The sequence below is a fragment of the Ferrimonas sp. genome (genome assembly GCF_048263965.1).
Lineage (GTDB): Bacteria > Pseudomonadota > Gammaproteobacteria > Enterobacterales > Shewanellaceae > Ferrimonas.
This window is the reverse complement of sequence record NZ_JBLXDO010000009.1, coordinates 111039-132378: the sequence shown is the minus strand read 5'-3', so window position 1 is coordinate 132378 and position 21340 is coordinate 111039. Positions and strand designations below refer to the sequence as shown.

The 21340-nt window shown below is 59.6% G+C and carries 21 protein-coding genes; 9 read left to right on the top strand and 12 right to left on the bottom strand.

Features of this window, described 5'->3' with window-relative positions:
* The first annotated feature begins 302 nt into the window (after positions 1 to 302).
* Positions 303 to 629 (top strand): DMT family transporter, encoded by a 327-nt coding sequence (locus tag ACN0RV_RS10395; protein ID WP_417347536.1) that lies wholly within the window; start codon positions 303 to 305, stop codon positions 627 to 629.
* 65 nt (positions 630 to 694) lie between these two features.
* Here the strand turns inward: ACN0RV_RS10395 and ACN0RV_RS10390 are convergent, their stop codons facing one another.
* The gene (locus ACN0RV_RS10390) at positions 695 to 2725 is read right to left on the bottom strand and encodes an alkyl/aryl-sulfatase (protein WP_417347535.1); all 2031 of its coding nucleotides are present in this window, start codon (positions 2723 to 2725) and stop codon (positions 695 to 697) included.
* 213 nt (positions 2726 to 2938) lie between these two features.
* On the opposite strand from ACN0RV_RS10390, the gene ACN0RV_RS10385 reads away from it, so the two are divergent.
* Positions 2939 to 3769 (top strand): LysR family transcriptional regulator, encoded by an 831-nt coding sequence (locus ACN0RV_RS10385; protein ID WP_417347534.1) that lies wholly within the window; start codon positions 2939 to 2941, stop codon positions 3767 to 3769.
* On the opposite strand, the gene ACN0RV_RS10380 is transcribed toward ACN0RV_RS10385, so the two are convergent.
* Positions 3738 to 4352, bottom strand: a complete 615-nt coding sequence (locus ACN0RV_RS10380) for a TetR/AcrR family transcriptional regulator (RefSeq protein WP_417347533.1) — start codon at positions 4350 to 4352, stop codon at positions 3738 to 3740. The two genes, ACN0RV_RS10385 and ACN0RV_RS10380, sit on opposite strands and share 32 nt — an antisense overlap.
* A 197-nt stretch (positions 4353 to 4549) precedes the next feature.
* On the opposite strand from ACN0RV_RS10380, the gene ACN0RV_RS10375 reads away from it, so the two are divergent.
* The 3 genes from ACN0RV_RS10375 (at position 4550) to ACN0RV_RS10365 (ending at position 6563) form a co-directional block, all read left to right on the top strand.
* Entirely contained in the window at positions 4550 to 5257 is a 708-nt protein-coding gene (locus ACN0RV_RS10375) for a DJ-1/PfpI family protein (RefSeq protein ID WP_417347532.1), read from the top strand.
* A gap of 97 nt (positions 5258 to 5354) precedes the next feature.
* Positions 5355 to 5663 (top strand): hypothetical protein, encoded by a 309-nt coding sequence (locus ACN0RV_RS10370; RefSeq protein ID WP_417347531.1) that lies wholly within the window; start codon positions 5355 to 5357, stop codon positions 5661 to 5663.
* 111 nt (positions 5664 to 5774) lie between these two features.
* Complete coding sequence (locus tag ACN0RV_RS10365) at positions 5775 to 6563, top strand: hypothetical protein (RefSeq protein WP_417347530.1); 789 nt, start codon at positions 5775 to 5777, stop codon at positions 6561 to 6563.
* 48 nt (positions 6564 to 6611) lie between these two features.
* Here ACN0RV_RS10365 and ACN0RV_RS10360 read toward each other — a convergent pair whose 3' ends face one another.
* Genes ACN0RV_RS10360 through potA form a run of 4 tightly spaced genes read right to left on the bottom strand, consistent with a single transcriptional unit; the run spans position 6612 to position 10430 of the window.
* A complete protein-coding gene (locus tag ACN0RV_RS10360) occupies positions 6612 to 7655 on the bottom strand; it encodes an extracellular solute-binding protein (RefSeq protein ID WP_417347529.1) in 1044 nt (347 codons plus the stop codon).
* A gap of 52 nt (positions 7656 to 7707) precedes the next feature.
* On the bottom strand, positions 7708 to 8478 hold the full coding sequence (potC, locus tag ACN0RV_RS10355) for a spermidine/putrescine ABC transporter permease PotC (protein WP_286342749.1): 771 nt from the start codon (positions 8476 to 8478) through the stop codon (positions 7708 to 7710).
* Entirely contained in the window at positions 8471 to 9331 is an 861-nt protein-coding gene (potB, locus tag ACN0RV_RS10350; protein ID WP_417347528.1) for a spermidine/putrescine ABC transporter permease PotB, read from the bottom strand. The genes potC and potB overlap by 8 nt, the downstream gene beginning before the upstream one ends.
* Entirely contained in the window at positions 9318 to 10430 is a 1113-nt protein-coding gene (gene potA / locus ACN0RV_RS10345) for a spermidine/putrescine ABC transporter ATP-binding protein PotA (RefSeq protein ID WP_417347527.1), read from the bottom strand. Before potA ends, potB begins: the two co-directional genes overlap by 14 nt.
* A gap of 337 nt (positions 10431 to 10767) precedes the next feature.
* On the opposite strand from potA, the gene ACN0RV_RS10340 reads away from it, so the two are divergent.
* The 3 genes from ACN0RV_RS10340 to ACN0RV_RS10330 are packed head-to-tail and all read left to right on the top strand — an operon-like array spanning position 10768 to position 12976.
* Positions 10768 to 11553, top strand: a complete 786-nt coding sequence (locus ACN0RV_RS10340) for a hypothetical protein (RefSeq protein WP_417347526.1) — start codon at positions 10768 to 10770, stop codon at positions 11551 to 11553.
* Positions 11554 to 11564: 11 nt separating this feature from the next.
* Positions 11565 to 12347: a glucosaminidase domain-containing protein gene (locus ACN0RV_RS10335; protein WP_417347525.1), complete on the top strand. Its 783-nt coding sequence runs from the start codon at positions 11565 to 11567 to the stop codon at positions 12345 to 12347.
* Positions 12347 to 12976: a DUF2987 domain-containing protein gene (locus tag ACN0RV_RS10330; RefSeq protein WP_417347524.1), complete on the top strand. Its 630-nt coding sequence runs from the start codon at positions 12347 to 12349 to the stop codon at positions 12974 to 12976. Before ACN0RV_RS10335 ends, ACN0RV_RS10330 begins: the two co-directional genes overlap by 1 nt.
* Positions 12977 to 12983: 7 nt before the next feature.
* On the opposite strand, the gene ACN0RV_RS10325 is transcribed toward ACN0RV_RS10330, so the two are convergent.
* Genes ACN0RV_RS10325 through ACN0RV_RS10300 form a run of 6 tightly spaced genes read right to left on the bottom strand, consistent with a single transcriptional unit; the run spans position 12984 to position 20532 of the window.
* On the bottom strand, positions 12984 to 14105 hold the full coding sequence (locus ACN0RV_RS10325; RefSeq protein WP_417347523.1) for an acyl-CoA dehydrogenase family protein: 1122 nt from the start codon (positions 14103 to 14105) through the stop codon (positions 12984 to 12986).
* Entirely contained in the window at positions 14102 to 14935 is an 834-nt protein-coding gene (locus ACN0RV_RS10320; RefSeq protein ID WP_417347522.1) for an SDR family oxidoreductase, read from the bottom strand. The genes ACN0RV_RS10325 and ACN0RV_RS10320 overlap by 4 nt, the downstream gene beginning before the upstream one ends.
* 9 nt (positions 14936 to 14944) lie before the next feature.
* A complete protein-coding gene (locus ACN0RV_RS10315) occupies positions 14945 to 16855 on the bottom strand; it encodes a biotin carboxylase N-terminal domain-containing protein (RefSeq protein WP_417347521.1) in 1911 nt (636 codons plus the stop codon).
* Between the two features lie 9 nt (positions 16856 to 16864).
* Entirely contained in the window at positions 16865 to 18016 is a 1152-nt protein-coding gene (locus tag ACN0RV_RS10310) for an acyl-CoA dehydrogenase family protein (RefSeq protein ID WP_417347520.1), read from the bottom strand.
* A 34-nt stretch (positions 18017 to 18050) separates the two neighbouring features.
* Positions 18051 to 19658, bottom strand: coding sequence for an acyl-CoA carboxylase subunit beta (locus tag ACN0RV_RS10305; protein WP_417347519.1), 1608 nt, complete (start codon positions 19656 to 19658; stop codon positions 18051 to 18053).
* Positions 19645 to 20532 (bottom strand): SDR family oxidoreductase, encoded by an 888-nt coding sequence (locus ACN0RV_RS10300; RefSeq protein ID WP_417347518.1) that lies wholly within the window; start codon positions 20530 to 20532, stop codon positions 19645 to 19647. Before ACN0RV_RS10300 ends, ACN0RV_RS10305 begins: the two co-directional genes overlap by 14 nt.
* A gap of 153 nt (positions 20533 to 20685) precedes the next feature.
* On the opposite strand from ACN0RV_RS10300, the gene ACN0RV_RS10295 reads away from it, so the two are divergent.
* Complete coding sequence (locus ACN0RV_RS10295; protein ID WP_417347517.1) at positions 20686 to 21306, top strand: TetR/AcrR family transcriptional regulator; 621 nt, start codon at positions 20686 to 20688, stop codon at positions 21304 to 21306.
* Positions 21307 to 21340 lie beyond the last annotated feature (34 nt).

Sequence of the window (21340 nt, the reverse complement as noted above, 5' to 3'; positions counted from 1 at the left end):
ACCCATGGTGGACTCTGGCTGGGAGAGCTTAATTCTCTTTAGGAGTCCCTAGCCAACTCTGGCAGGGCCTGTTTGGACAGTGCCATCCTGGCTTGGGTACAGATACAGCCATGGCTGCTGCCCTGCATCGGAGAGTTTGGGCGACGGCGGGCTGCCTCAATGCCCTATTTTATTGTTTGTATTAGCTATTTTGCCGATTGTTGCTGGATGGAAATAGTGATTTGACGATGGCCGGGATTATCAATTTTCTTGGTGGCAATACACTGTGACTGTGTCCTCAATGAACAGTGAAAGTCATATCGATGAGTTGGGTGTTTCTGATTTTGGGTGTCGCCGCCGAAGCGGTGTCTCATGTCGCGTTGAAAGCCACCGATGGGTTCAGCAAGCCTGGTGCGGTTGCCCTGGTGGCCTTCGGCCACCTGTGCGCCTTTGTGGCACTCTCCTTCGCCATGAAGGGGATGCCGGTGGGCATCGTCCATGGCCTATGGGCCGCGCTGGCGATCCTTGGGGTCAACCTGCTTTCCATGTTGGTGTACCAGGAGCATCTGGACCTGACCACCTGGGTTGGAATGGGATTGATTGTCGCCGGAGTATTGGTGGTTAACCTGGGGCAGGGCCATGCCCACTAGCTGAGCAACGGTGAAAAAAAGCCGCCAGGGGCGCATACCCCTGGCGGCTTTTTCGTTGGCGTTTATCAGTGCTGATGTGAGTGCTGAGCGGTGCTCAGGCTCTGGCTTGGGACAATGGAGAACGCCGTATTCGCCTTGGTCAGAGAGCGCTTCAGTTTGTCCAGCACGCTTTGATCACCGGTCAGTTGGGCTTCGCCGCTTTCGAGCAACTGAGTGGCCTTGGCCTGACCCAGGTTGATGCGGTCGATGTCGCCCTTATTGATGGTCAGGGTGGCGTCGGCCTTCCTGGGCTCGGTAACCTGGATGTTGTTGAGGTTGCCGTTGCTCATCTCCACAAAGTAGGTCTCTTTGATGTCGGGCAGGACCACGGTCAGGGTGAAGCTGTTGTGCTGTGCGACCGAAGCATCCACCTGCACCGCCAGGTAATCCAGCATCATGCCCATATCCATCTCGCTGACCACGTCGGCGGAGTTGGCCTTGAGCACCGTTTTCTGGATGCCGTTGCGCAGTTCATAGGCGCCGCTGAGGTAGACGTTACGCCAGCCGGCGGCTTCGCTCTGGTAACCAAGCTGCTCATAGGTATCGGCCAGCAGGTCACGGCCGGGCTTGAAGTCCGGGTTGGCGGTCACCACCTTGTTGAGCACTGTGGCCACGAAGTGGTACTCGCCCTTGTCAAAGTCGGCCCTGGCCTTGGTCAGAATCGCCTCTTCGCCGCCCATGTACTCCACAAACTTGCTGGCTTCTGCCTGGCTGGGCAGGGGGTTGAGGTTGGCCGGGTTCATGTCGAAGTAACCCAGGTACATGTTGTACACCGCTCGGGCATTGTGGCTGTAGGTGCCGTGGTAGCCGTTGGTGTGCCACGCCTTCTGAATGCTGTCAGGGATGATCTTCTGGATCTCCCAGCCGATGTCCTGCATCACCACACCGTTGTTGGCCAGGCGCAGGGATTGGTTGTGAACAAAACCGTAGTTGTCCCGCTGCAGCTTGAGGAAGGTGTTGATCTCCTCGTTGCCCCAGATGGGGGCGGAGTGGGCGGTAAACAGCACCTTGGCGTCGCCGCCAAACTCGTTGATCACCTTGTTGATGGTCTTGGACCACAGCAGGGCATCGCGCACCTTGGCACCACGCAGGGTGTAGACGTTGTGCATCCCCTTGTAGGTCAGCTCTGCGCCCCAGATGGCGTTCATCTCAGGGATGTAGGCCACCGACTCTGAGGTGGCTTCGGTGCCGGAGGCGTCCATGAAGATGAATTCAACGCCGTCGATGTCCCAGGACTCGATGTTGGCCTTGTGGTTGGTTTCCGTGGGTTTCACATAGCTGAGCTCACCCTTGGTAACCGCGTTGGAGAGGGCGGCATCGACAATGCCGGTTTCGCCTATGGGCAGCACGGTGCCGTACTGGTAGGAGACCCGGCGGGACATGGCGTTGCCGGCCAGTACGTTCTCATCGACGATCTCCTTGGTGATGTTCTTCGAGCCGTAGGCTTTGACCTCGGGGAACAGCTTCTGAATCCCCCGGGCTCCACCGAAGTGGTCGCCGTGGGAGTGGGAGTAGACCATGGCCACCACAGGCAGGTTGCCACCCTCAGGCAGATTCTTCAGGGCGAAACGCAGCGAGGCTTCGGCGGCCTTGGGGGTGGTCAGGGGATCGAGCACAATCCAGCCGTTGTCACTGCGGATCAGGCTCATGTTGGCCAGATCGGTGCCGCGTACCTGATAGATGCGGTCGGTCACCCGGTAGAGGCCGGCCGCTTCGTGGTTTACCTGCCCCTGGCGCCACAGGGAGGGGTTGACCGTATCCGGGGTTTCCCCCTCCAGGAATCGGTAGTCGTTCCAGATGATGGCGGCGGTCTCTTGGTCAAACTCGGCGATCAGCCCCTTGCGGGTCTCCTCGAAGCCCTTCTTATTGGCGAAATCCAGCTGCTTGGCGAATTGGCGGTTGGCCTCGATGGTGGCCTGGGTGGCGGGCTTGCCCTGGTAGCTGAAGGTGGAGGTCAGGGCGTGCTCATCTTTGCCCGCGCCATGGTCGTGTTGGTCGGCCAGTAGGGGAGTGCTGATGCTCATCACCACGGACAGTGCAATAATGGATTTTTTCATAATCACCTCAAAGTCATAGCTAATCTGAAGACCAACGGCCATCGCTACATCTTTGCTCCGGAGGCAGGGTTTGCCTGGGGACCCCTGTGGGGTGCGTCAGAGTCTTTGCTGGCGTCGTTGACGGGATGAGTTCAGTATTGGATAAGTGATAGTGGTGATAAATGGCCGCCAGCTGATAAAATACATAATCACAGCTTATATTAAGGGGCGTCGATGGATCTGAATCTGCTCAATACCTTTACCCTGGTGTACCGGCTGAACTCCTACACCAAGGCGGCCGAGCACCTGGGGATCAGCCAGGCGGCGGTGAGCATGCGCATTAAGCAGCTGGAGCAGGGCATCGGCCAGCCGCTGTTTGTGCGCAAGGGGCGCTCCATCGAAGCCACCGCTCACGCCAACTACATGACCACTAAGCTCGAACCGGCCTTCAGTCTGATTGACGAGGCGCTGTTTAAGGTGCAGCACAAGGTGTATGCGCCGGACCTGTACGCGTACGATCTGGCCCATGTGGATGTCGATGTGTCCAATCCGCCCGATGAACAGCAACAATTGTTTGACGACATACGCAACCGCCAGGTGGATCTGGTGCTGGATCTGGTGACCATCAACGATGCCAGTGTAGTGAATGAGCTGTTGGTGGAGGAGCAGGTCAGGGTGGCGGTGCGCCGGGATCACCCCAGGGTTGGCGACACCCTCACCGAAGCGCAGTTCTACGGCGAGCGTCATGTGGCGGTGACCACTCGCAGGCACAAGCATGACATCTTCACCTTGCTGTGTGAGCAGCCCAAGCCGCGAACCATCACTCACCGGGCCAGCTCCTATGCCTCCCAACTGGCCTATGTGGCGCACTCCGATGCCATTGCGGTGACGCCAAAACGCCTGGAGTCGATGGCTGAGCAGTTGGGCGTGAAGTTGCTGGCATTTCCCATGCCAATGAAAAGTGCCCCCATCTCCATGCTCTACCACCGCTCATTGCAGTCCAACCCGGACCACAAGGCGCTGAGGGCCAGGGTCAGGCAGGCGCTGAACCCGAACGATCGCTGAGGAGCAGAGCTTCAGGTTTGAGGGCGGCGTGCACCTGAGCGCGGACCAGCCTCTGCAGGCTGATGGCCTTCTGCTCTCCACCAGGGCGAGCCTTATCATCCACCGCCTGGATGACAAACTCCATGAACAGGGCTGCCAGGGCACCGGAGAGATCCTTTACCTCCATGTCGAAGGCGTCCTCACCGAAAGCCTGAATCAGGCTGTGTTCAATCTGGGCATTTAGATCCCGCTTGAGTTGCCGGCTGGCCAGATTCCAGTCATTGCCCAACTTGTAGGGCATGGAGCGTCTGAACCCACTTTCGCTACTGAAAAAGGAGAGCATCCCCACTAGCGCGTCATTGGGGGTGGAACTCAGCCAGGCCTGCTGCTGACTGAAGCTGGACAGCAGTTGCTGGAAGAAGTGACGGTGAAGCTCATTGAACAGGTCCAGTTTGCGGTCATAGTGGCGATAGAAAGTGGTTTTGCCTACGTCTGCCTGTTCAATGATTTCGGCTACCGTGATGTCACAGTAGTCCTTGGCTCGTAGCAGTTGCTGAAAGGCGTGCATGATGCGCTTCTTGCTGCGGTTGGTTCTCGGAGTCATAGGCACGTTTAATCGGCGAAGGGGTGGGATTAGGGTAGCGATCCCGGGAGTCACCGCAAGCCCCTGACGGTGACAACAGGCCTAAATGGAACTTTAGGGGCCAATGGTTCCATTTGGTACCTGGGTCGGCAAAGGTCCCTGTTACCCTCTGTGGGCCAATGCCATAGTCCGCTGGTAATCACATTGCGGAGACAAGCATGAATCACGCCCCGAATTCCCCCAGCAATGAGGCTGGAATCCCACTGGACCCCAACAAACTCAACATAGGTATTTTCCTGTTCCCCGGCATGACCATGATGGACGCCTATGCACCCTTGCAGGTGCTGGCGGTGAGTGGCCTGTTTAACGTGTTTACTTTTGCCAAGACCGGCCAACCGGTGGCCAGCGACGCTAACGTCAGCCTGATGCCGAACTACGGCTTCGAGGACGCCCCTTCGATGGATGTGTTGTTGGTTCCCGGCGGCGCCAATCCGTCGGCTCAGATGCAGGATCAGGAGGTGATCGGCTATTTGCGACGGGCAGGGAGCGGGGCCAGGTACATCACTTCGGTGTGCACCGGCGCCTTGATCCTGGCCCAAACCGGTTTGCTCGATGGCTATCGCACCGCCGTGCATTGGGCCTACGTGGACGCAATAAGCCGGTTTCCCAAGGTGACCCACGAGGCCAAGCGCATCGTTCATGATCGAAACCGCATCAGTGGTGGCGGCATCACCGCCGGCCTGGACTTTGCCCTGTATCTCATTGCCGAGGTGGCCGGTGACCAGCAGGCGGCGGCCATGGAACTGCTGTTGGAATACGACCCGGCGCCGCCATTTCAGGTGGGCCACCCGGCGCGTGCGCCCCTGGCACTGAAGCAGGGGATTCAGGCCAAGGTCATGGAACTGGCGCCCGAGTTGTTTGGTTAGCTCGGGGTTCGCCAGGACTGGCCGAGGAATCGATATCACTCTATGTTGGACTTAAGGCAACTGAGTGGAGGAGGTTGCCACCGTTTTGGGAGCCAACATGGATTCGTTACTCGTTCTGTTTTTGATGCTGCCTTTCGCTATGCCATTGACAGCCCTGATACTGGCTGCAGTTTGCATGGTGTCTGGTGGCCTGGCTGGGGCGTTCATCAAAACCCGAATCGCCTATTTGATTGGCATGGGGGCGTCATGTGTGCTGTTCATATTCAATCTGCTGGTTTTGATTGAACCGGATGTGCTTAATGGCATCGCGCTGCTATGGATTCCTTATCTCTGTTTGATGAGTGCTCTGGGCACTGCAGTCGTTCATTTCAAATTAGGTTGTGCTGAACGGGTGAAGCCGCGCTAGGGCGATTGGGTGCTGCCTGGTACACCCATCGACCAGGGGCAGCATTTGCAGGAGTAGAGAGGTCAAATCCTATACTTAACTGAGTCGCAGCAGGACAGGGGAAGGAGAGCGATGGGCGCAGGTAATAGGTTCCCGTTGCCAACCAAATGGCGCCTGACCTGGCGGCATGGGGTACTGGTTATGGTGATGCTCGCCCCGCTGCTGGTGTTGGCGGCCGTCGCCCCCATCCGGCAGGATCCGGCCTATCATGACTTCGCCGATACCAGAGCGGTGCTGGGCATACCCAATGGGCTGGATGTGCTGTCCAGCCTGGCTTTCTCCCTGGTCGGAGTTCTGGGCGTGATTCATTTCCTAAGAGGTAGACTCGAAGCGTGCCGGGGGGCCTGGTTGGCTGTGTTTGTCAGCCTGGTGTTGGTTGGCTTGGGGTCCGCCTATTATCACTGGCGTCCCAATGACGCCACCTTGGTTTGGGACCGATTGCCCATGGCCTTGGGGTTTATGGGGGTGCTGGTGGCCCTGCTGAGTGAGCATCTGCATGCCCGTTTGGCCACTTTACTGGTGCCTGCACTGGTTCTGGGTCTGGCGTCCGTGAGCTACTGGTATTGGCGAGAGGATCTTTGGCTCTATGTCTGGGTTCAGTTGATGCCTGTGCTGATCATCCCCTTGGTTGTTGTTCTTTTCCCGTCCGGCTATTCCCATCAGTGGCTGCTTCTGGTGTGCTTCGGCTGTTACCTGCTGGCTAAGGCTGCCGAGATCTATGATGTGGACATTTTCGGTGCCACGGCGGGCTGGATCAGCGGCCACACCCTGAAACACCTGCTGGCGGCCATGGGCGGATACGCCATCTTATTGATGCTTAAGCTCAGGCGTCCGAGTCCAGGTATTGTATCAACAGCATGAAAAACGCCGCTGAACAGCGGCGTTTTCTTTGTGCAGAGTACCAGCGGCTTAGTTGCCGGTACGCAGCTTCTGCCAGTACTTGTCGTAGATGCGAACCGCTTCGCCCACATCAGACTGGAACTCACCGGCTTTGACGACATCCTCTGGTGGGTAGACGATGGGGTTGTTGGCAAACTCGGGGTCCAGCATGCCCTTGGCGGTTTTGTTGGGAGTGGGGTAGCCCACCTCCTCACACACCTTGGCGGCCACGTCGGGGCGCAACAGGAAGTTGATCAGCTTGTGCGCCGCGTCCACGTTCTCGGCACCGGCAGGAATAGACAGGTTATCCATCCAGAAGATGGCGCCTTCCTTGGGGTAGATCATGGTGATGGCCGGGTCGTTCTTGTTGGCCTCGAACGCAGAGCCGTTCCAGATCATCCCCAGGGACACTTCACCGGCCATGTAGGGCAGGGAAGGGGTGTCGGAGTTGAACACCAGGGCGTTGGGCATCAGTTTCTTCAGGTACTGATAGGCTTCCTCCAGCTCCTTGGGATCGGTGGAGTTGGCGGAGTAACCCAGGATGCGCAGGGCCATGTGGAACACTTCGCGCTGGTCGTTCATCAGCATCAGCTGACCCTTCCACTTGGGATCCCACAGATCTTTCCAGCCGGTGATGGTGGCCGGATCGACGAAATCGGTGTTGATGCCGATGCCGGTGGCGCCCCATACGTAAGGGATGGAGTACTGGTTGCCGGGATCGTAAGCCTTGTCCAGCATCACCGGATCCAGGTGCTTGAAGTTGGACAGCTTGGACTGGTCGATGGGCTGCAGCAGGCCCTCGTCGCGCATCTTGGCCACGAAGTAGGTGGAGGGCACGACGATGTCGTAGCCCTTGGCACCGGTCAGCTTCAACTTGGCGTGCATCGCTTCGTTGGAATCGTAGGTGGTGTAGATCACCTTGATGCCGGTCTCTTTCTCAAATTCGGTCAGCAGACCCTCTGGAATGTATTCGGACCAGTTGTAGAAGTAGACAACGTCGTTGGCCGCCTGGGAGGCGAAGCTGCACAGGGCGATAAGCGCAGCAGACGCGGATTTAGCCAGGGTGCGGATCATTGTTTTTGTTTCCTCAAATCAACGGTGTTGGTAAATATTACGCAAGCGAAGCTTACGCCGTTTTTCGTTTCAGTATCAACTGCGCCACGGCAACCAGCAGCAGCGACAGGATAAGCATCAGGGTGGCCAGGGCGTTCACCTCCGGGGAGACGCCCACCTTCACCATGGAGTAGATCTTCAGCGGCAGAATTTCGTAGGCCGGGCCGGTCACGAAGGAGCTGATGATCACGTCATCCAGGGAGAGGGTGAAGCTTAGCAGCCAGCCGGCGAAGATGGCCGGGGCCGCCAGGGGCAGAATGATCTTGCGAAAGATGCGCCATTCGCTCGCACCCAGATCCCGGGCCGCCTCGAGGATGGCGTTGTCGAACCCCTTGAGCCGGGCAAACACGGTCACCACCACAAAGGGCAGGCAGAAGGTGATGTGGGCCATCAACAGGGACCAGAAGCCCAGGGCAACGCCGAAACTGACGAACAGCGCCAGCAGGGAGACCGCCATGACGATGTCGGGAGAGGTCATCACCACAAACAGCATGCCATTGAGGGCCATCTTGCCGCGGAAGCGATAGCGGAACAGGGCGACCGCGGCCAGGGTGCCGATGGCGGTGGCCAGGGTGGCGGAGAAGACTGCGATGGTCAGGGAGTGGCGCGCCGCCTCCATCAGACCGGCATTGTCGATCAGCGCCTGATACCACTTGCCGGTCAGCCCCATCCACTTGATGCCGTACTTGTGGGCATTGAAGGAGTTGGCCACCAGCACCGCGATGGGCGCATACAGGTAGGTAAACAGCAGGCCGAGGAAGCCCCACTTCAGAAACTTAGACATCGAGCTCCTCCTTGCGGCGCAGCATCTGGCCCACCTTATGGTAGACAAACAGCATCACCGCCATCATCGCCAGCAGGGCCACACTCAAAGAGGCGCCGAAGGGCCAGTTCTGGGCCACCAGGATCTGGTCTTTAATCAGGTTGCCGATCAGCGGGTTCTTCGCCCCCTCCAGCAGATCTGAGATGTAGAACATCCCCATGGCGGGCAGGAACACCATCAGGCTGCCGGCGATCATCCCGGGCAGGGTCAGGGGCAACACTATGGTGCGGAAGATTCGCAGTTTGCCGGCGCCGAGATCCCGTGCCGCCTCGATGTAGCTGCCGGGCAGTTTCTCGATGCTGGAGAACAGAGGCAGAATCATAAAGGGCAGCAGGATGTAGACCATGCCTATCAGTACCGCCGCCTGGGTGTACATCAGCCGCATCGGGGTGTCGATGATCCCCAGCTCCAGCAGACCCCAGTTGAGGACGCCGCGGGTGCCCAGGATGATCTTGATGGCATAGGTGCGGATCAGCGAGTTGGTCCAGAAGGGCACAATCACCATAAACAGCAGAATGCCAGGTACCCTGGGGCTGAACTGGGCGATAAACCAGGCCGCGGGGTAGCCGATAAGCAAGCATAGTAGCGTGGTGATGCCGGCAAGATAGACGGAGTAGCCCACCACTTTGGCGTAGATGGGATCAATCAGCTGGGCGTAGTTCTCCCAGGTGAACTTGAAGACCACCAGGTCGTGAATGTCAGACGTGAGGAAACTGGCGACCAGCACCATCAGGTTGGGTACCAGAACGAAGCTCACCAGCCACAGGCTGATGAGTCCGATGGAAAACCACTTGAATTTGTTACTGGCCGTCATAGGGCAGGACCACCTCCCAGCTGGGTACCCAGGTCACTGCGACCCGCTGGCCCAGGCTATGGTCCACATCGGGGTCGTCTTCATTAAAGAACTCGGACACCTGAATCTGCTGCCCATTCTCCAGGGCGATCACCGAATCCAGGGTCATTCCTTTATAGGTACGCTCGGTGACGGTGCCGGTGAGGTACTGGCTGTCACCACCAGCCGGGATCTCTTCAAGGCGAAGATCCTCCGGGCGCAGCAGTACGTTGATCATGCCGCCTATGTCCAGAGGCTTCTCACTGTAGACAGGATAGATCTTGCCGCTGATGTCGCAGCGGTAGTGACGCTCATCCATGGGCTCCAGCACCTTGGCCGGGAACAGGTTGGACTCACCGATAAACTCAGCCACGAAACGGTTGGCCGGGGTCTCATAGATCTCTTTGGGGGTGCCGGTCTGCACCACTTCCCCTTCGCGCATCACCAGGATGCGGTCCGACATGGACAGCGCCTCCTCCTGATCATGTGTCACGAAGATAAAGGTGATCCCCAGCTTGCGTTGCAGCTGTTTCAGCTCTATCTGCATCTGTTTTCGCAGCTTGTAGTCCAGGGCGCTGAGGCTTTCGTCCAGCAGCAATACCTTGGGGCGATTGACCACGGCGCGGGCGATGGCGATGCGCTGCTGCTGACCGCCGGAAAGTTGATCCGGTTTACGAGGGGCCATGGTATCGAGCTGTACCATTTTCAGGGCTTCAATCACCCGCTCCTTGATTTCGGCTTCTGGCACCTTGGCGGTGCGCAGGCCAAAAGCGACGTTGTCGAACACCGTCATATGGGGGAACAGGGCGTAGCTCTGGAATACGGTATTGACGTTGCGCTGTTCCGGGCCGAGGAGGGTAATATCCTGACCACCAAGCAGAATGCGGCCGATGCTGCACTCTTCCAAACCGGCGATCAATCTCAGAACGGTGGTTTTGCCGCAGCCGGAAGGGCCCAGCAGAGTAACGAACTCGCCGTCAAAAATGTCCAGGGACAGGTTGTCTATGATGGTTCTGTTGCCGTCGTAGGACTTGGTAACAGAGTCCAGGCGGACCAGGGTCTCTTGAGTGGAGTGACTCATGGGCGATTCCAGTTCAAGGCGCCAGTGCGGCTTGGGTTAAAAATGCAAATTAAGGCGGCGAATTCTAGTGGTTCATAGGCAAAACGCCAAGCAATGTTTTCACTGTAAAACCAAGGTATTTTACGTGTGGTCTCACGATGTGCGCCAGATCACGCCGCTTGATAAACTCCCTTAGAAACAGCGGTGTCCCTGCGGTGAACTGAGGACGGTTACTGAACCCTGGCTTACGCGGATTGCAACTTTGCTGTAACAGGGATGACGCCGGCGAGTATTCCCGGGTATAATGATTGTTTAACCTGTTGTTTTTAGCGAGCTACGCCCGTTTTTAATGCAATCTTTGAATTTAGTTTCCGTCCTGCGTGAGACCTTTTCCCTGGTCCGCCAAGACATTCGCCCCCTTCTGTACGCCACCGTAGCCAGTGGCATTGCGATGGCACTGGTGTTCTTCCTGTTCCGTTGGATCATCGAAAACCTCATGGGTATGCCGGTGACCATCAGTGTGGAAGACGCGTCCGCCTCTGAAGGTTTTATGATGCTTCAACTGGTGATGGTGGTGATCACTGCGCCCGTGGAAGCTGGCCTGGCCTTTATCGGCCTGCAGCGCGCTCTGGGTCGCCCCTCCAGCGCCTCTGACATGCTCCGGGTTCTGCCTTTGACCGCACCACTGCTGTTGATCAGTCTTCTGACCGGTATGGTGGGTCAGTTGGGCTTTGCCCTGTTCTTTATGCTGGGACTGGGCCTGATGGTGCTGCTCAGCCAGGCAAACCTCTATTATGTCATGCACCGAAACAATCCGGTTCGCGCCATCATCGACAGTGCCAGGGTGATGCTTAAGCATCTGTTGCCCGCGTTTGGCGCCTACTCTCTGGCGGTGCTGGGGCTGGTGACCGCCTTCTGGCCTTTGGCCATGGTGATGGGGGGACAGGCACAGGGCGAAGCCATTGATGGGATGACTCAACTGCTGGCGGCGGTGGTGACCCTGGTGGCACTGTGTTGGATGATCCCCTTCTTCTTCCAGCTCAAGGGTGTGCTCTACAAACACCTGTTCGTGACCGATGGCGAGTCTGAGGTTAAGTCCGATACGACCACCGACGGTGACGGCAAGGGCCACTTCGAGGCCTAAGGAGAGTTCCTATGAGACCCTTAGCTGGCGTCATTATCGCGTTGGGCCTGGTTGCGCTCACCATGCTGTGGATCGAAACTCAGGTGGATGAGGAGCGCCCCCAGGTGGCCAGTCTGCCGATTCAGGCCAACAAGCCGGTCAGCGATCTGCCGGACTTCGCCGAGATCAGCGATGTAAAACAGAAGAAGCGCGCCTTCTTCGGTTACCTTCGCCCGACGGTGGAGCAGGTGAATCGTGAAATCAATGGTCAGCGACAGTTTCTGCTGCAGCTTAAGCAGCGTCTGGATAAGGGCCTGACCGTCAGCGGCGCCCAGGCCGCCAAGGCAGAGCGCATTGCCCAGCAGTATGGTTATGAGCTGCGCCAGATCTCCTCGGAGACCCTGGAGCCACTGTTGGCCCGGGTCGATACCGTACCGGTGGAGATGGTGCTGGTTCAGGCGGCCAACGAAACCGGCTGGGGCAGTTCCCGTTTTGCCCGTGAAGGGCTGAACTTCTTCGGCCAGTGGTGCTTTCGCGCCGGCTGCGGCCTGGTCCCCCTGGGCCGGGAGGACGGTCGCAACCACGAGGTGGCCAAGTTTGACTCCGTGGAGGAGTCGGTGAGCTCCTACCTGAATAACCTCAACACCAACCCCGCCTATCAGGAGCTGCGTCAAATCCGCTCCCAGCTGCGTCACGCCGATATGGAGGTGACCGCAGCCAGCCTGATCCCCGGACTGATTCGTTACTCCGAGCGTAAAGAGGCGTATGTGGATGAGCTGTTGAGCATGCTGGAAACCAATAAAAGGTATATGTAATGAAACCGATTACAGGGATGTTGTTGGCCGCCAGCCTGGCGCTGCCATTCTCTGCCGGGGCTCTGACCCTGGACTATAAGGGCTTTTTCGATCGTATGGATAAGCTCTATCAGCCGGAGATAAATAGACTCAAGCTGGTGTTCTACTTCAACAACCGCGAACAGGGCATCCCCTGCAAGGTGGTGGATGGCCGCATCCTGCGTCATGAACAGGCGCTGCCACTGCTGGTTGGCCCTGATCAGCAGCTGTTGCTGCCCTTCGACCGCGATCTGCGGGAAAAAGCCGCCCTGATCCAGCTGGAACTGGAGAATGAGCAGCAGTGTGATTTCGCCATGCAGATTCAGGCGGAGGTCCTGGAGCAGAAGAGCTTTACCGCCGCTGATCTGGCGGAGATCCGCGATCAGATGAACGCCCTGATGCGCTCCTACGCAGGCGTGGGCTTTGGTTGGCTGCAACCTGAGGTGAAAGGGGTCACCCTGACCCTGGACGAGGGCACTGAGGCTTTGATGAAGGGGAAGGGCACTCTGCCACAAGTGGTGGACGGCAAGCTGATGGTGACGCCGGAGCAGCTGGGGGAGGCCACCCTGGTGCTGAGCCAAGCCCCCCACAGTGTCTCCCCGCTGATGTAAAGCCTCTTCACTGCTCAAGCAGGCACTTGGCGATGATCTCGTTCATGATCTCCCGGGTGCCTCCGCCTATGGAGAGCAGTCTGCCGTCTCGGGCCAGTCTCTCCATTCCCGCTTCCCGCATGTAACCCAGTCCTCCCAGGATCTGCACCCCCTGGTGAGTGATGAAGTCACAGCTGTCCGTGGCCATGTTCTTGGCCATGGCGCTTTCCATGGCGCAGTTGTCGCCGGATTCGAGCTTTCTGGCCGCTTTCTCAGTCAGGCAGATGCTGGCTTCCAGGCGGGTAGCCATCTCGGCCAGCTTATGACGGATTACCGCCTTATCGATTAGCGGCGAGCCGAAGGTGTTGCGAATGCTGGCGTAGGCGGCGGCTTTCTCCAGCGCCAGTTCTGAGGTGGTGTTGGCCATCACCGCCAGGTTCAGCCTCTCCCTGACGAAGTTGGCCATCAGCAGGGCAAACCCCTGGCCCTCTTCGCCCACCAGCCGGTTGGCGGGCACCTTAATATGATCCAGGTAGATCTCGGCGGTATCGCTGGCGTGCCAGCCCATCTTTTGCAGCGGGCTGCTGCGGGAGAGTCCCGGGGTATCCGCATCCACCATCAGCAGAGACACCCCGCCCGCGCCTTCGCCACCGGTGCGGACCGCCAGGGTGAAAAGATCCGCCTGGCAGCCGCTGGTGATGAAGGTCTTGGCGCCGGTGACCACGTAGTGATCGCTGCACAGCTCTGCCCGGGTGGTGATGGCGGCGACGTCGCTGCCGCCACCGGGCTCGGTGACTGCCAGGGCGGCAATGCGCTCCCCTCGGAGTATCGGTGGGATCAGTTCGCGCTTGAGTTCCTCCGAGCCGCCAGCAACCAGAGGGGGCAGGGCGATGCTGTGGCTCATCAGGCCGGCCACCAGGCCACCGGAGCCGGTGCGCATCAGCTCCCGTGTCAGGGCCAGGGTCTCGTCCACCGAGGCGGGGGTGCCCCCAAACTGCTCAGGGTAGCCCAGTCCCAGCAGGCCGGCGTCGCCGGCGAGCTGGTAGAGCTCTCTGGGTAGCCGCCCCTGCTGTTCCCACTGTTCCAGGTTGGGGCTGATGTGGCGATCGACGAAACGGAATACGCTTTGGGCTATCTGGTCTCTGCTCATGACTCATCCAGAAACAGGTCGGTGAAGAATTGGGTGGCGCCCTCCTGGTAGGCGTAGTGGTCAAACTGGGTCTGGCCAAAACGGCGCAACAGATCTTCGTCCACCAGCAGTTCGCCGGTGAGCTCTTGTGGTGGCTGGCTCAATATGGTGTAGGCGGCGTCCGCCATGATCTGCGGGGTGCGGCTGACGGGAAACAGCTGTTCGCCTCCGGCTTCATACTTGACCGCATCGGTGGCGATGGTGGTTCTGGGCCACAGGGAGTTGACGGCGATCTTGTCCGGACGAAACTCTTCGGCCATGCCCAGGGTCAGCATCGACATGCCGTACTTGGTGGTGGTGTAGGGGCCGTAGTCCTTGAACCACTTGGGATCCAGGTTGATTGGCGGAGAGAGGTTGAGGATGTGGCCGCCTCCGCTCTTACGGATCAGCGGAACCAAGGACTGGGCGCACAGCAGAACGGCCCGGTTGTTTACCTGAAACATCAGGTCATATTTGCGAACCGGCGTGCGCTCAACGTTGGTCAGGCGAATGGCGCCCGCGTTGTTAATCAGGCCATCGAGGCGACCAAACTCCGCTTCGACTCTTTCCGCCAATTGCTGTACCGATGCTTCCTGACGCACATCCAGCTGTACGGCTATGGCTTGCTGACCCATGGCCAGGATCTCATCGCAGACGCTGTGGATGGTGCCGGGCAGCTTGGGATGGGGCTTGTCCGACTTGGCGGCCACCACGATGGCGGCGCCATGGGAGGCGAGTTTCAGGGCCATGGCCCGGCCAATGCCGCGGCTGGCGCCGGTGATCACATAGACTTTTCCTTGCAGGTTTAACATGGTTTCTCCCTAATCCTCGATGGTGATCAGTAACTGATTGGTTTTTACCTGTTCGCCGGCGTCTACCGCTAATTGAGTGATTCTGCCTGGACGACCGGCGTTCAGCGGCAGCTCCATCTTCATCGCTTCCAGGGTCAACAGGGGCTGATCGGCTTCCACCCAATCCCCCTCCCGGACAAACACCGACTGGATGCAGCCATCCATCAGGGCCCGCACCTGGCCGTCGCTTTGGGCTTCTTCGCGGTGCGGCGCCGCCAGGGTCCGGTCGGTAAACTCAAAATTCTGCCCCCGCCAGTTCAGGGTGACACTGTCTGTGTCCTGGCTGAATGCCAGGGTACGACGGTGAGCATCGATCTGGCAGATCAGTGCCCCCGGACCTCGGTTTAATAGCCTGATGGCAAAGCTGTCCTCATCGACCTCAACCCTGGTCACTCCGCCGTCCGGGCGAAGAGATAAGTTGCTGCTCTTCTTACCATAGTCCAGTCTCAGGCTGAGGGGGCGACAAGGGGGGGCATCGCCGCAGAGAATCACCGAAGCCAGGGCCAAAAGCCATGGAGGGGGCGCCGGATCGGCACAGGTGTTCTGGTGGCGATCCAGCCAGGTGGTGTCGGCTTTTCCGGCCTGAATGATGGGATCTGCCAGCAGTCGCCCCAGGTACCCCTGGTTGGTGGTGATCCCCAGCAGCTGGGTCTGCTCCAGGGCCCGGCTCAGGCGCCTCAGTGCGACAGAACGATCGGGCCCCCAGGCGACGATCTTGGCCAGCATGGGGTCATAATGGCGGCTGATGCTCATCCCCTGGGACAGGGCGTGGTCTACCCGTATTTTGTCACCCTCAGGAGCTTGCCAGCGGCGAATCAATCCGGTGGCGGGCAGGAAACCCTGACTGGGGTCTTCCGCATAGAGGCGCGCTTCCACGGCGCACCCGCTGAGTGTCAGCTGCTCCTGGGTCAGGGGCAGGGGCTTGCCTTCGACCACGGCAATCTGCCAGGCCACCAGATCCTGGCCGGTGATCATCTCGGTCACCGGGTGCTCCACCTGCAGCCTGGTGTTCATCTCCAGGAAATAGAAGGTGTTGTCGTCGGTGAGCAGGAATTCGACGGTGCCTGCGCCCTGGTAGTCACAATGACGGGCCAGGGCAACGGCGGCCTGTCCCATACGCTGGCGCAACGCCTGACTGAGACCGGGGGCCGGCGCCTCCTCTATCACCTTCTGATGGCGCCGCTGCAGGGAGCAGTCCCGCTCCCCCAGGTAGAGGTGATTGCCATGGCTGTCGCTAAAGATCTGTATTTCGATGTGGCGCACCTGGGTGAGGGCAGCCTCCAGAATCACCTGGTCACAGCCAAAGGCCTTCTTAGACTCCGAGCGGGCCATCTCGATCATGCCAGGTAGCTCCTGTTCGCTCCGGGCCAGCCTCATCCCCTTGCCGCCCCCGCCGGCGGCGGCTTTGATCATCACCGGCAGGCCTATGGCCAGGGCTTCGTTGGTCAGCCTGGCCACACTCTGATCGTTTCCCTGGTATCCGGGAATGCAGGGAACACCGGCCTCGAGGGCGGCCGCCTTGGCTCTGGCCTTATCCCCCATCAGGGCGATCACCTCTTCAGAGGGGCCAATAAAGCTGATCCCCTCCTGGTGGCAGCGACGGACAAACTCTGGCCGCTCCGACAGGAAGCCGTAACCGGGGTGGATGGCATCGGCGCCGGTAGTTTTCGCGGCCCGGATCAGGGCATCCACATTGAGGTAGGAGTCGACTGCGGGCGCCTCTCCCAGGCAGTAGGCTTCATCGGCCAACGCCAGCACCGGCGAGTCGGCGTCGGCCCGGGAGTAGACCGCCACGGTGCGATACCCCAGCTCCCTAGCGGTGGTGAGTATTCGCGCCGCAATCTCGCCCCGATTGGCTACCAGCAGTGTATTGAATCCCATGGCAAGACCTTAACGATGGCTGGGCAAGGTGCCCATGGCTTTACAGATGATCCCCAGCATCACCTCGTCGGCGCCGCCACCGATGGAGCACAGCCTCTGGTCACGATAGGCGCGGGAGACGGGGTTGTCCCACATAAAGCCCATGCCGCCCCAGTACTGCAGGCAGGCATCGGTGACCTCCCGGCACAGTCGTCCCCCCTTGAGTTTGGCCATGGAGGCCAGGGTGGTCACCTCTTCGCCGGCGATGTGGGCGGCGGTGGCGCGGTAGACCAGGGCTCGCAGGCACTCGACCTCGGTCTGCAGTTCCGCCAGGCGGAAATGCACGGATTGGTTATCCAGGATGCTCTGGCCAAAGGCGGCCCTCTGCCTGGCGTACTCTATGGTCTGGTTGATGCAATTCTCCAGCATGCGGATGCACATGGCGCCGCCAAACAGCCGCTCCTCCTGGAATTGCATCATCTGCAGGGTGAAGCCGGCCCCTTCGTCGCCAATGAGATTGGACTTGGGCACCCGAACGTCGTCGAAGAAGATCTGGGCGGTGTCGGAACTGCGCATCCCCAATTTATCCAGCTTGGGGGAGAGTGAGATCCCTGGCGTATTCATGGGGACGATGATCAGCGATTTGTTTTTGTGGGCCGGGCCGTCGGAGGTGTTGGCCAGCAGGCAGAGGAAGTCCGCCTGGGTGGCGTTGGTGATCCACATCTTGGTGCCGTTGATCACATAGTGGTCACCGTCGCTGCGCGCCGTGGTTTTGATGGCGGATACGTCGGAGCCGGCATGAGGTTCGCTGACCGCAATGGCGGCCACCATTTCGCCGGCGATGGCCGGCGCCAGGTAGCGGGCCCTCAACTCATCGGAGCCAAATCTGGCCAGCGCCGGGGTGGCCATGTCTGTCTGCACGCCGATGGACAGTGGCACACCGCCGCAGTGGGCGGCACCGATCTCCTCGGCAAACACCACCTGATAGCTGTAGTCCAGCCCCAGGCCACCGAAGGTGGTGGGCTTGGTGATCCCCAGCAGTCCCAGCGCCCCCAGCTTGCCCATCACTTCCCGGGCCGGGTAGATGCCGTCTCGCTCCCATTGATCCACATGGGGGTTGATCTCCTGGGCCACAAACTGACGGACCGTTTGCCTGAGTTGCTCGTGTTCCTGGGTAAACATCCTCTGTTCTCCTTATTAAAAGGGGGCCTTGGGGTCAGAAGCGACTGACGCCGAAACTGTTGCTGCCTCCGTCGCGCCGCGGCGTGCTGAGGCACAGGTGCAGCAGCATGGCGAGATGACGGCGGGTGTCTCTGGGATCGATGATGGCGTCGTCCCATAAGCGGGCGCTGCAGGCCAGCGGCGTGGAGGCGGCTTCCATCATGGCTTGGGTCTGTTGTTGCAGCGCATCCAGCTTGTCTTCGTCTACTTTGCCGGCCTTGGCCATACGTGCCTGGGTGACGCTGCGCAGCACCTGGCCTGCCTGTGCCGGGCCCATGACCGCGGTGCGACTGTTGGGCCAGGCCAGGATAAAGCGGGGATCCAGACCACGCCCGCACATGGCGTAGTTGCCTGCGCCATAGGAGCCGCCCACCATCAGGCTGAGTTTGGGGACGGTGGCGTTGGCCACCGCCTGAATCAGTTTGGAACCGTGCTTGATGATGCCGCTTTGTTCCGCATCGGTGCCCACCATGAATCCGGTGGTGTTGTGAATGAACAACAGGGGCAGTCCTGCCTGTTGGCACAGCTGTATGAATTGGGCGGCTTTGCAGGCACCCTTGGCGGTAATGGGACCGTTGTTGCCGATGACGCCCAGCTTCTGCCCTTCGATGGCCATGTGGCCGCACAGGGTCTGGGTGTCGAACTGGGCTTTGAACTCCAGCAGCTCCGAGTCATCTGCCAGACGGGCCAGCAACTCCCTGACGTCATAGGGACGCTTGGGATCCTCAGGCACTATGGCCATCAGATCGTCAACGGGGTAGCAGGGGGGCTTGCCTGAGGGGGGCGGCTCCAGTTCGAATCTCTGGCACAGGGTAGGGAGCAACTCCCTGGCCTGGCGAATGGCATCTCGGTCATCCAGGGCCAGGTATTCACCACTGCCTGCCTGACCCAGGTGCATCTCGGCACCGCCCAGGGTTTCGTCGTCGGCCTCTTCGCCGGTGGCGGCCCTGAGCAGGTGGGGGCCGGCCAGGTACATGGTGGCCTGCTGTTTCACCATTATTACATAGTCGGACAGTCCGGGCTGATAGGCACCGCCGGCGGTGGCTGAGCCGTGGACCAGGGTGATCTGCGGAATGCCGGCGGCGGAGAGCCGCGCCTGGTTGGCAAAGGCCCGTCCCCCTTCGATGAAGGTGTCTGTGGCGTAGTTGAGGTTGGCGCCGCCACTTTGGGCCAGGGTCACCAGGGGCAGTCGGTTCTCCAGGGCGATCTGCTGCATTCTGAGCTTCTTCTTCAGCCCCATTGGCGAGACCGTGCCCCCCTTGACCGCGTAGTTGTCCGCGACCACTACACAGGGTATCCCCTGGATACGGCCCAGGCCGGCGATGCAGCCGCCGCCGGCACCACGGCCATCGCTGTCGTCGTCCATCTTGAAACCGGCCAGGGCGCCCAGTTCCAGGAAGGGGGCGTCCCTGTCCAGCAACAGGGCCAGCCTGTCCCTGGGCAGAAGCATCCCTCTGGCCTGATAACGCTCACGGGCGGACTCCGCCGCGTCTTCCACATGAGCCAGGACCTGCTGTACTTTGGTCAGGGCGTCGGTCATGGCATTGCGGTTGGCATCCGCCTCCTTGCCAGCGAGGCGCAGCCGACTGTCAATCCTGGTCATCCTTGCCTCCCTGCAGCACCTCGGGCGCTTGGGCTCGGTGGAAGCCGTCGAACGCCTGGGTATTGATGGCCTGCTCCCGTCCTATGGGCCAGGTGGCCGAACCCAGGGAGGCGCCGCCGTCCACTTTGAGGGTGGAACCATTAATAAAGGCCGCGCCCGGGGAGAGCAGGAAGGTGACCGCCGCCGAAACCTCTGCCTCGGTGGCCATGCGTTTCAGAGGTACCTGGGCCTGCAGCTTGGGGATCAGCGAGCGCATCGGTTCCTCATAGGTATCCATGCCGCTTGAGGCGACCCAGCCCGGTGCCACAGAGTTGACCCGGACTCCGCTGTGGCCCCACTCCCAGGCGGCGGTTTTACTGAAGTTCTCCATTCCGGCCCGGGCAGCCCCGGAGTGGCCCATGCCGGGCATCCCGTTATGAAAGTCGGCGGTAATGTTCACCACACTGCCGCCAGCCTGTTTCATCCATTGACGGTAGCACTCCCTGGCCATCAGGAACCCTCCAACCAGGTTGGTGTTGACCACGGCACTGAAGCCTTTGAGACTAATCTGCTCCAGGGGAGAGGGGAACTGGCCTCCGGCGTTATTGACCAGGCCGTCGATTCGTCCGTGCGCCTGAAGGATAGCCCCTATGGTCTGGACCACACCGGGTTCATCTCTGATGTCCAGAGCATAGAGGCTGGCCTGGCCGTCATCGTCCCGAATCTCTCCACACACCTTTTCCAGCTTGTGAGTGGTGCGGCCAATGAGAACCACCTGAGCGCCCAGAGAGGCCAACTCGTGGGCAATGCAGCGGCCGATGCCGCTGCCGCCTCCGGTGACCAGTATTACCTGTCCATGGAAAAGCTCTGGGCGGTAGATGCTCTGATAATGCATGGGGACTCCTTGTCCGTCGCTGTCTATGTTGCTGCATTTTTAACCTAGCCTAGCAAGCGCTTGGTTTGCAACTCTGTGACGCCGACGTTACTCTCTGGATAGTAAAACATCGCCTCAGGTGGCGGTTCAGTTGCGAGAAATGCGGAGAGTAAGATGACTCAGGGTGTGGAAAAGTCACTGATAGAGCAGGGGGTGTTGGTGGACCCGGATAGCGCCAGAGGGAGGCTGCTAACCCAGGCTGCAAGGCTTTTCCGGCAAAAAGGGTACCAAAGCACAACAGTCAGGGATCTGGCCAGTGCCGTGGGCATTCTCTCCGGCAGTCTGTTTCATCACTACAAGAATAAGGATGCCATTCTCAAGGCGGTGATGGTGGAGGGGATCCATCACACCATGGCGAGAATGCGTTCTGAACTGGCCGAGGAGCATACCACCCAAGGTCGCCTGCGGGCGCTTATCGCCTGTGAACTGGATGCCCTCAATGGTGACTGGGGGGACGCCATGGCGGTGGTGATCAACGAGTGGCGCTTCCTGTCTGATGGTGGACAGCAGGATATTCTGGCGCTCAGGGAGGAGTACGAACAGATGTGGCTGGAGATCCTCCTACAGGCCAGGAAAGAGAGGCTGATCACAGCATCCCCCAAAGTTCTGCGTAAACTGCTCTACGGTGCCATCACCTGGACCGACAAATGGTTCGACAGCACCGGTGAGCTCAGCTACCAGGAGCTCACCGACGCCATTTTGCAGTTGGCGATCAAACCTGCCTCAGATCCCTGAGGGGTAATGGAGAAATCATTTTGCTCCACAACCC

Bases quoted from the DNA above. Each gene is read 5' to 3' on its own strand.
- ACN0RV_RS10395 (WP_417347536.1), top strand. From the start codon at position 303: ATGAGTTGGGTGTTTCTGATTTTGGGTGTCGCCGCCGAAGCGGTGTCT.
- ACN0RV_RS10390 (WP_417347535.1), bottom strand. From the start codon at position 2,725: ATGAAAAAATCCATTATTGCACTGTCCGTGGTGATGAGCATCAGCACT.
- ACN0RV_RS10385 (WP_417347534.1), top strand. From the start codon at position 2,939: ATGGATCTGAATCTGCTCAATACCTTTACCCTGGTGTACCGGCTGAAC.
- ACN0RV_RS10380 (WP_417347533.1), bottom strand. From the start codon at position 4,352: ATGACTCCGAGAACCAACCGCAGCAAGAAGCGCATCATGCACGCCTTT.
- ACN0RV_RS10375 (WP_417347532.1), top strand. From the start codon at position 4,550: ATGAATCACGCCCCGAATTCCCCCAGCAATGAGGCTGGAATCCCACTG.
- ACN0RV_RS10370 (WP_417347531.1), top strand. From the start codon at position 5,355: ATGGATTCGTTACTCGTTCTGTTTTTGATGCTGCCTTTCGCTATGCCA.
- ACN0RV_RS10365 (WP_417347530.1), top strand. From the start codon at position 5,775: ATGGGCGCAGGTAATAGGTTCCCGTTGCCAACCAAATGGCGCCTGACC.
- ACN0RV_RS10360 (WP_417347529.1), bottom strand. From the start codon at position 7,655: ATGATCCGCACCCTGGCTAAATCCGCGTCTGCTGCGCTTATCGCCCTG.
- potC (WP_286342749.1), bottom strand. From the start codon at position 8,478: ATGTCTAAGTTTCTGAAGTGGGGCTTCCTCGGCCTGCTGTTTACCTAC.
- potB (WP_417347528.1), bottom strand. From the start codon at position 9,331: ATGACGGCCAGTAACAAATTCAAGTGGTTTTCCATCGGACTCATCAGC.
- potA (WP_417347527.1), bottom strand. From the start codon at position 10,430: ATGAGTCACTCCACTCAAGAGACCCTGGTCCGCCTGGACTCTGTTACC.
- ACN0RV_RS10335 (WP_417347525.1), top strand. From the start codon at position 11,565: ATGAGACCCTTAGCTGGCGTCATTATCGCGTTGGGCCTGGTTGCGCTC.
- ACN0RV_RS10330 (WP_417347524.1), top strand. From the start codon at position 12,347: ATGAAACCGATTACAGGGATGTTGTTGGCCGCCAGCCTGGCGCTGCCA.
- ACN0RV_RS10325 (WP_417347523.1), bottom strand. From the start codon at position 14,105: ATGAGCAGAGACCAGATAGCCCAAAGCGTATTCCGTTTCGTCGATCGC.
- ACN0RV_RS10320 (WP_417347522.1), bottom strand. From the start codon at position 14,935: ATGTTAAACCTGCAAGGAAAAGTCTATGTGATCACCGGCGCCAGCCGC.
- ACN0RV_RS10315 (WP_417347521.1), bottom strand. From the start codon at position 16,855: ATGGGATTCAATACACTGCTGGTAGCCAATCGGGGCGAGATTGCGGCG.
- ACN0RV_RS10310 (WP_417347520.1), bottom strand. From the start codon at position 18,016: ATGTTTACCCAGGAACACGAGCAACTCAGGCAAACGGTCCGTCAGTTT.
- ACN0RV_RS10305 (WP_417347519.1), bottom strand. From the start codon at position 19,658: ATGACCAGGATTGACAGTCGGCTGCGCCTCGCTGGCAAGGAGGCGGAT.
- ACN0RV_RS10300 (WP_417347518.1), bottom strand. From the start codon at position 20,532: ATGCATTATCAGAGCATCTACCGCCCAGAGCTTTTCCATGGACAGGTA.
- ACN0RV_RS10295 (WP_417347517.1), top strand. From the start codon at position 20,686: ATGACTCAGGGTGTGGAAAAGTCACTGATAGAGCAGGGGGTGTTGGTG.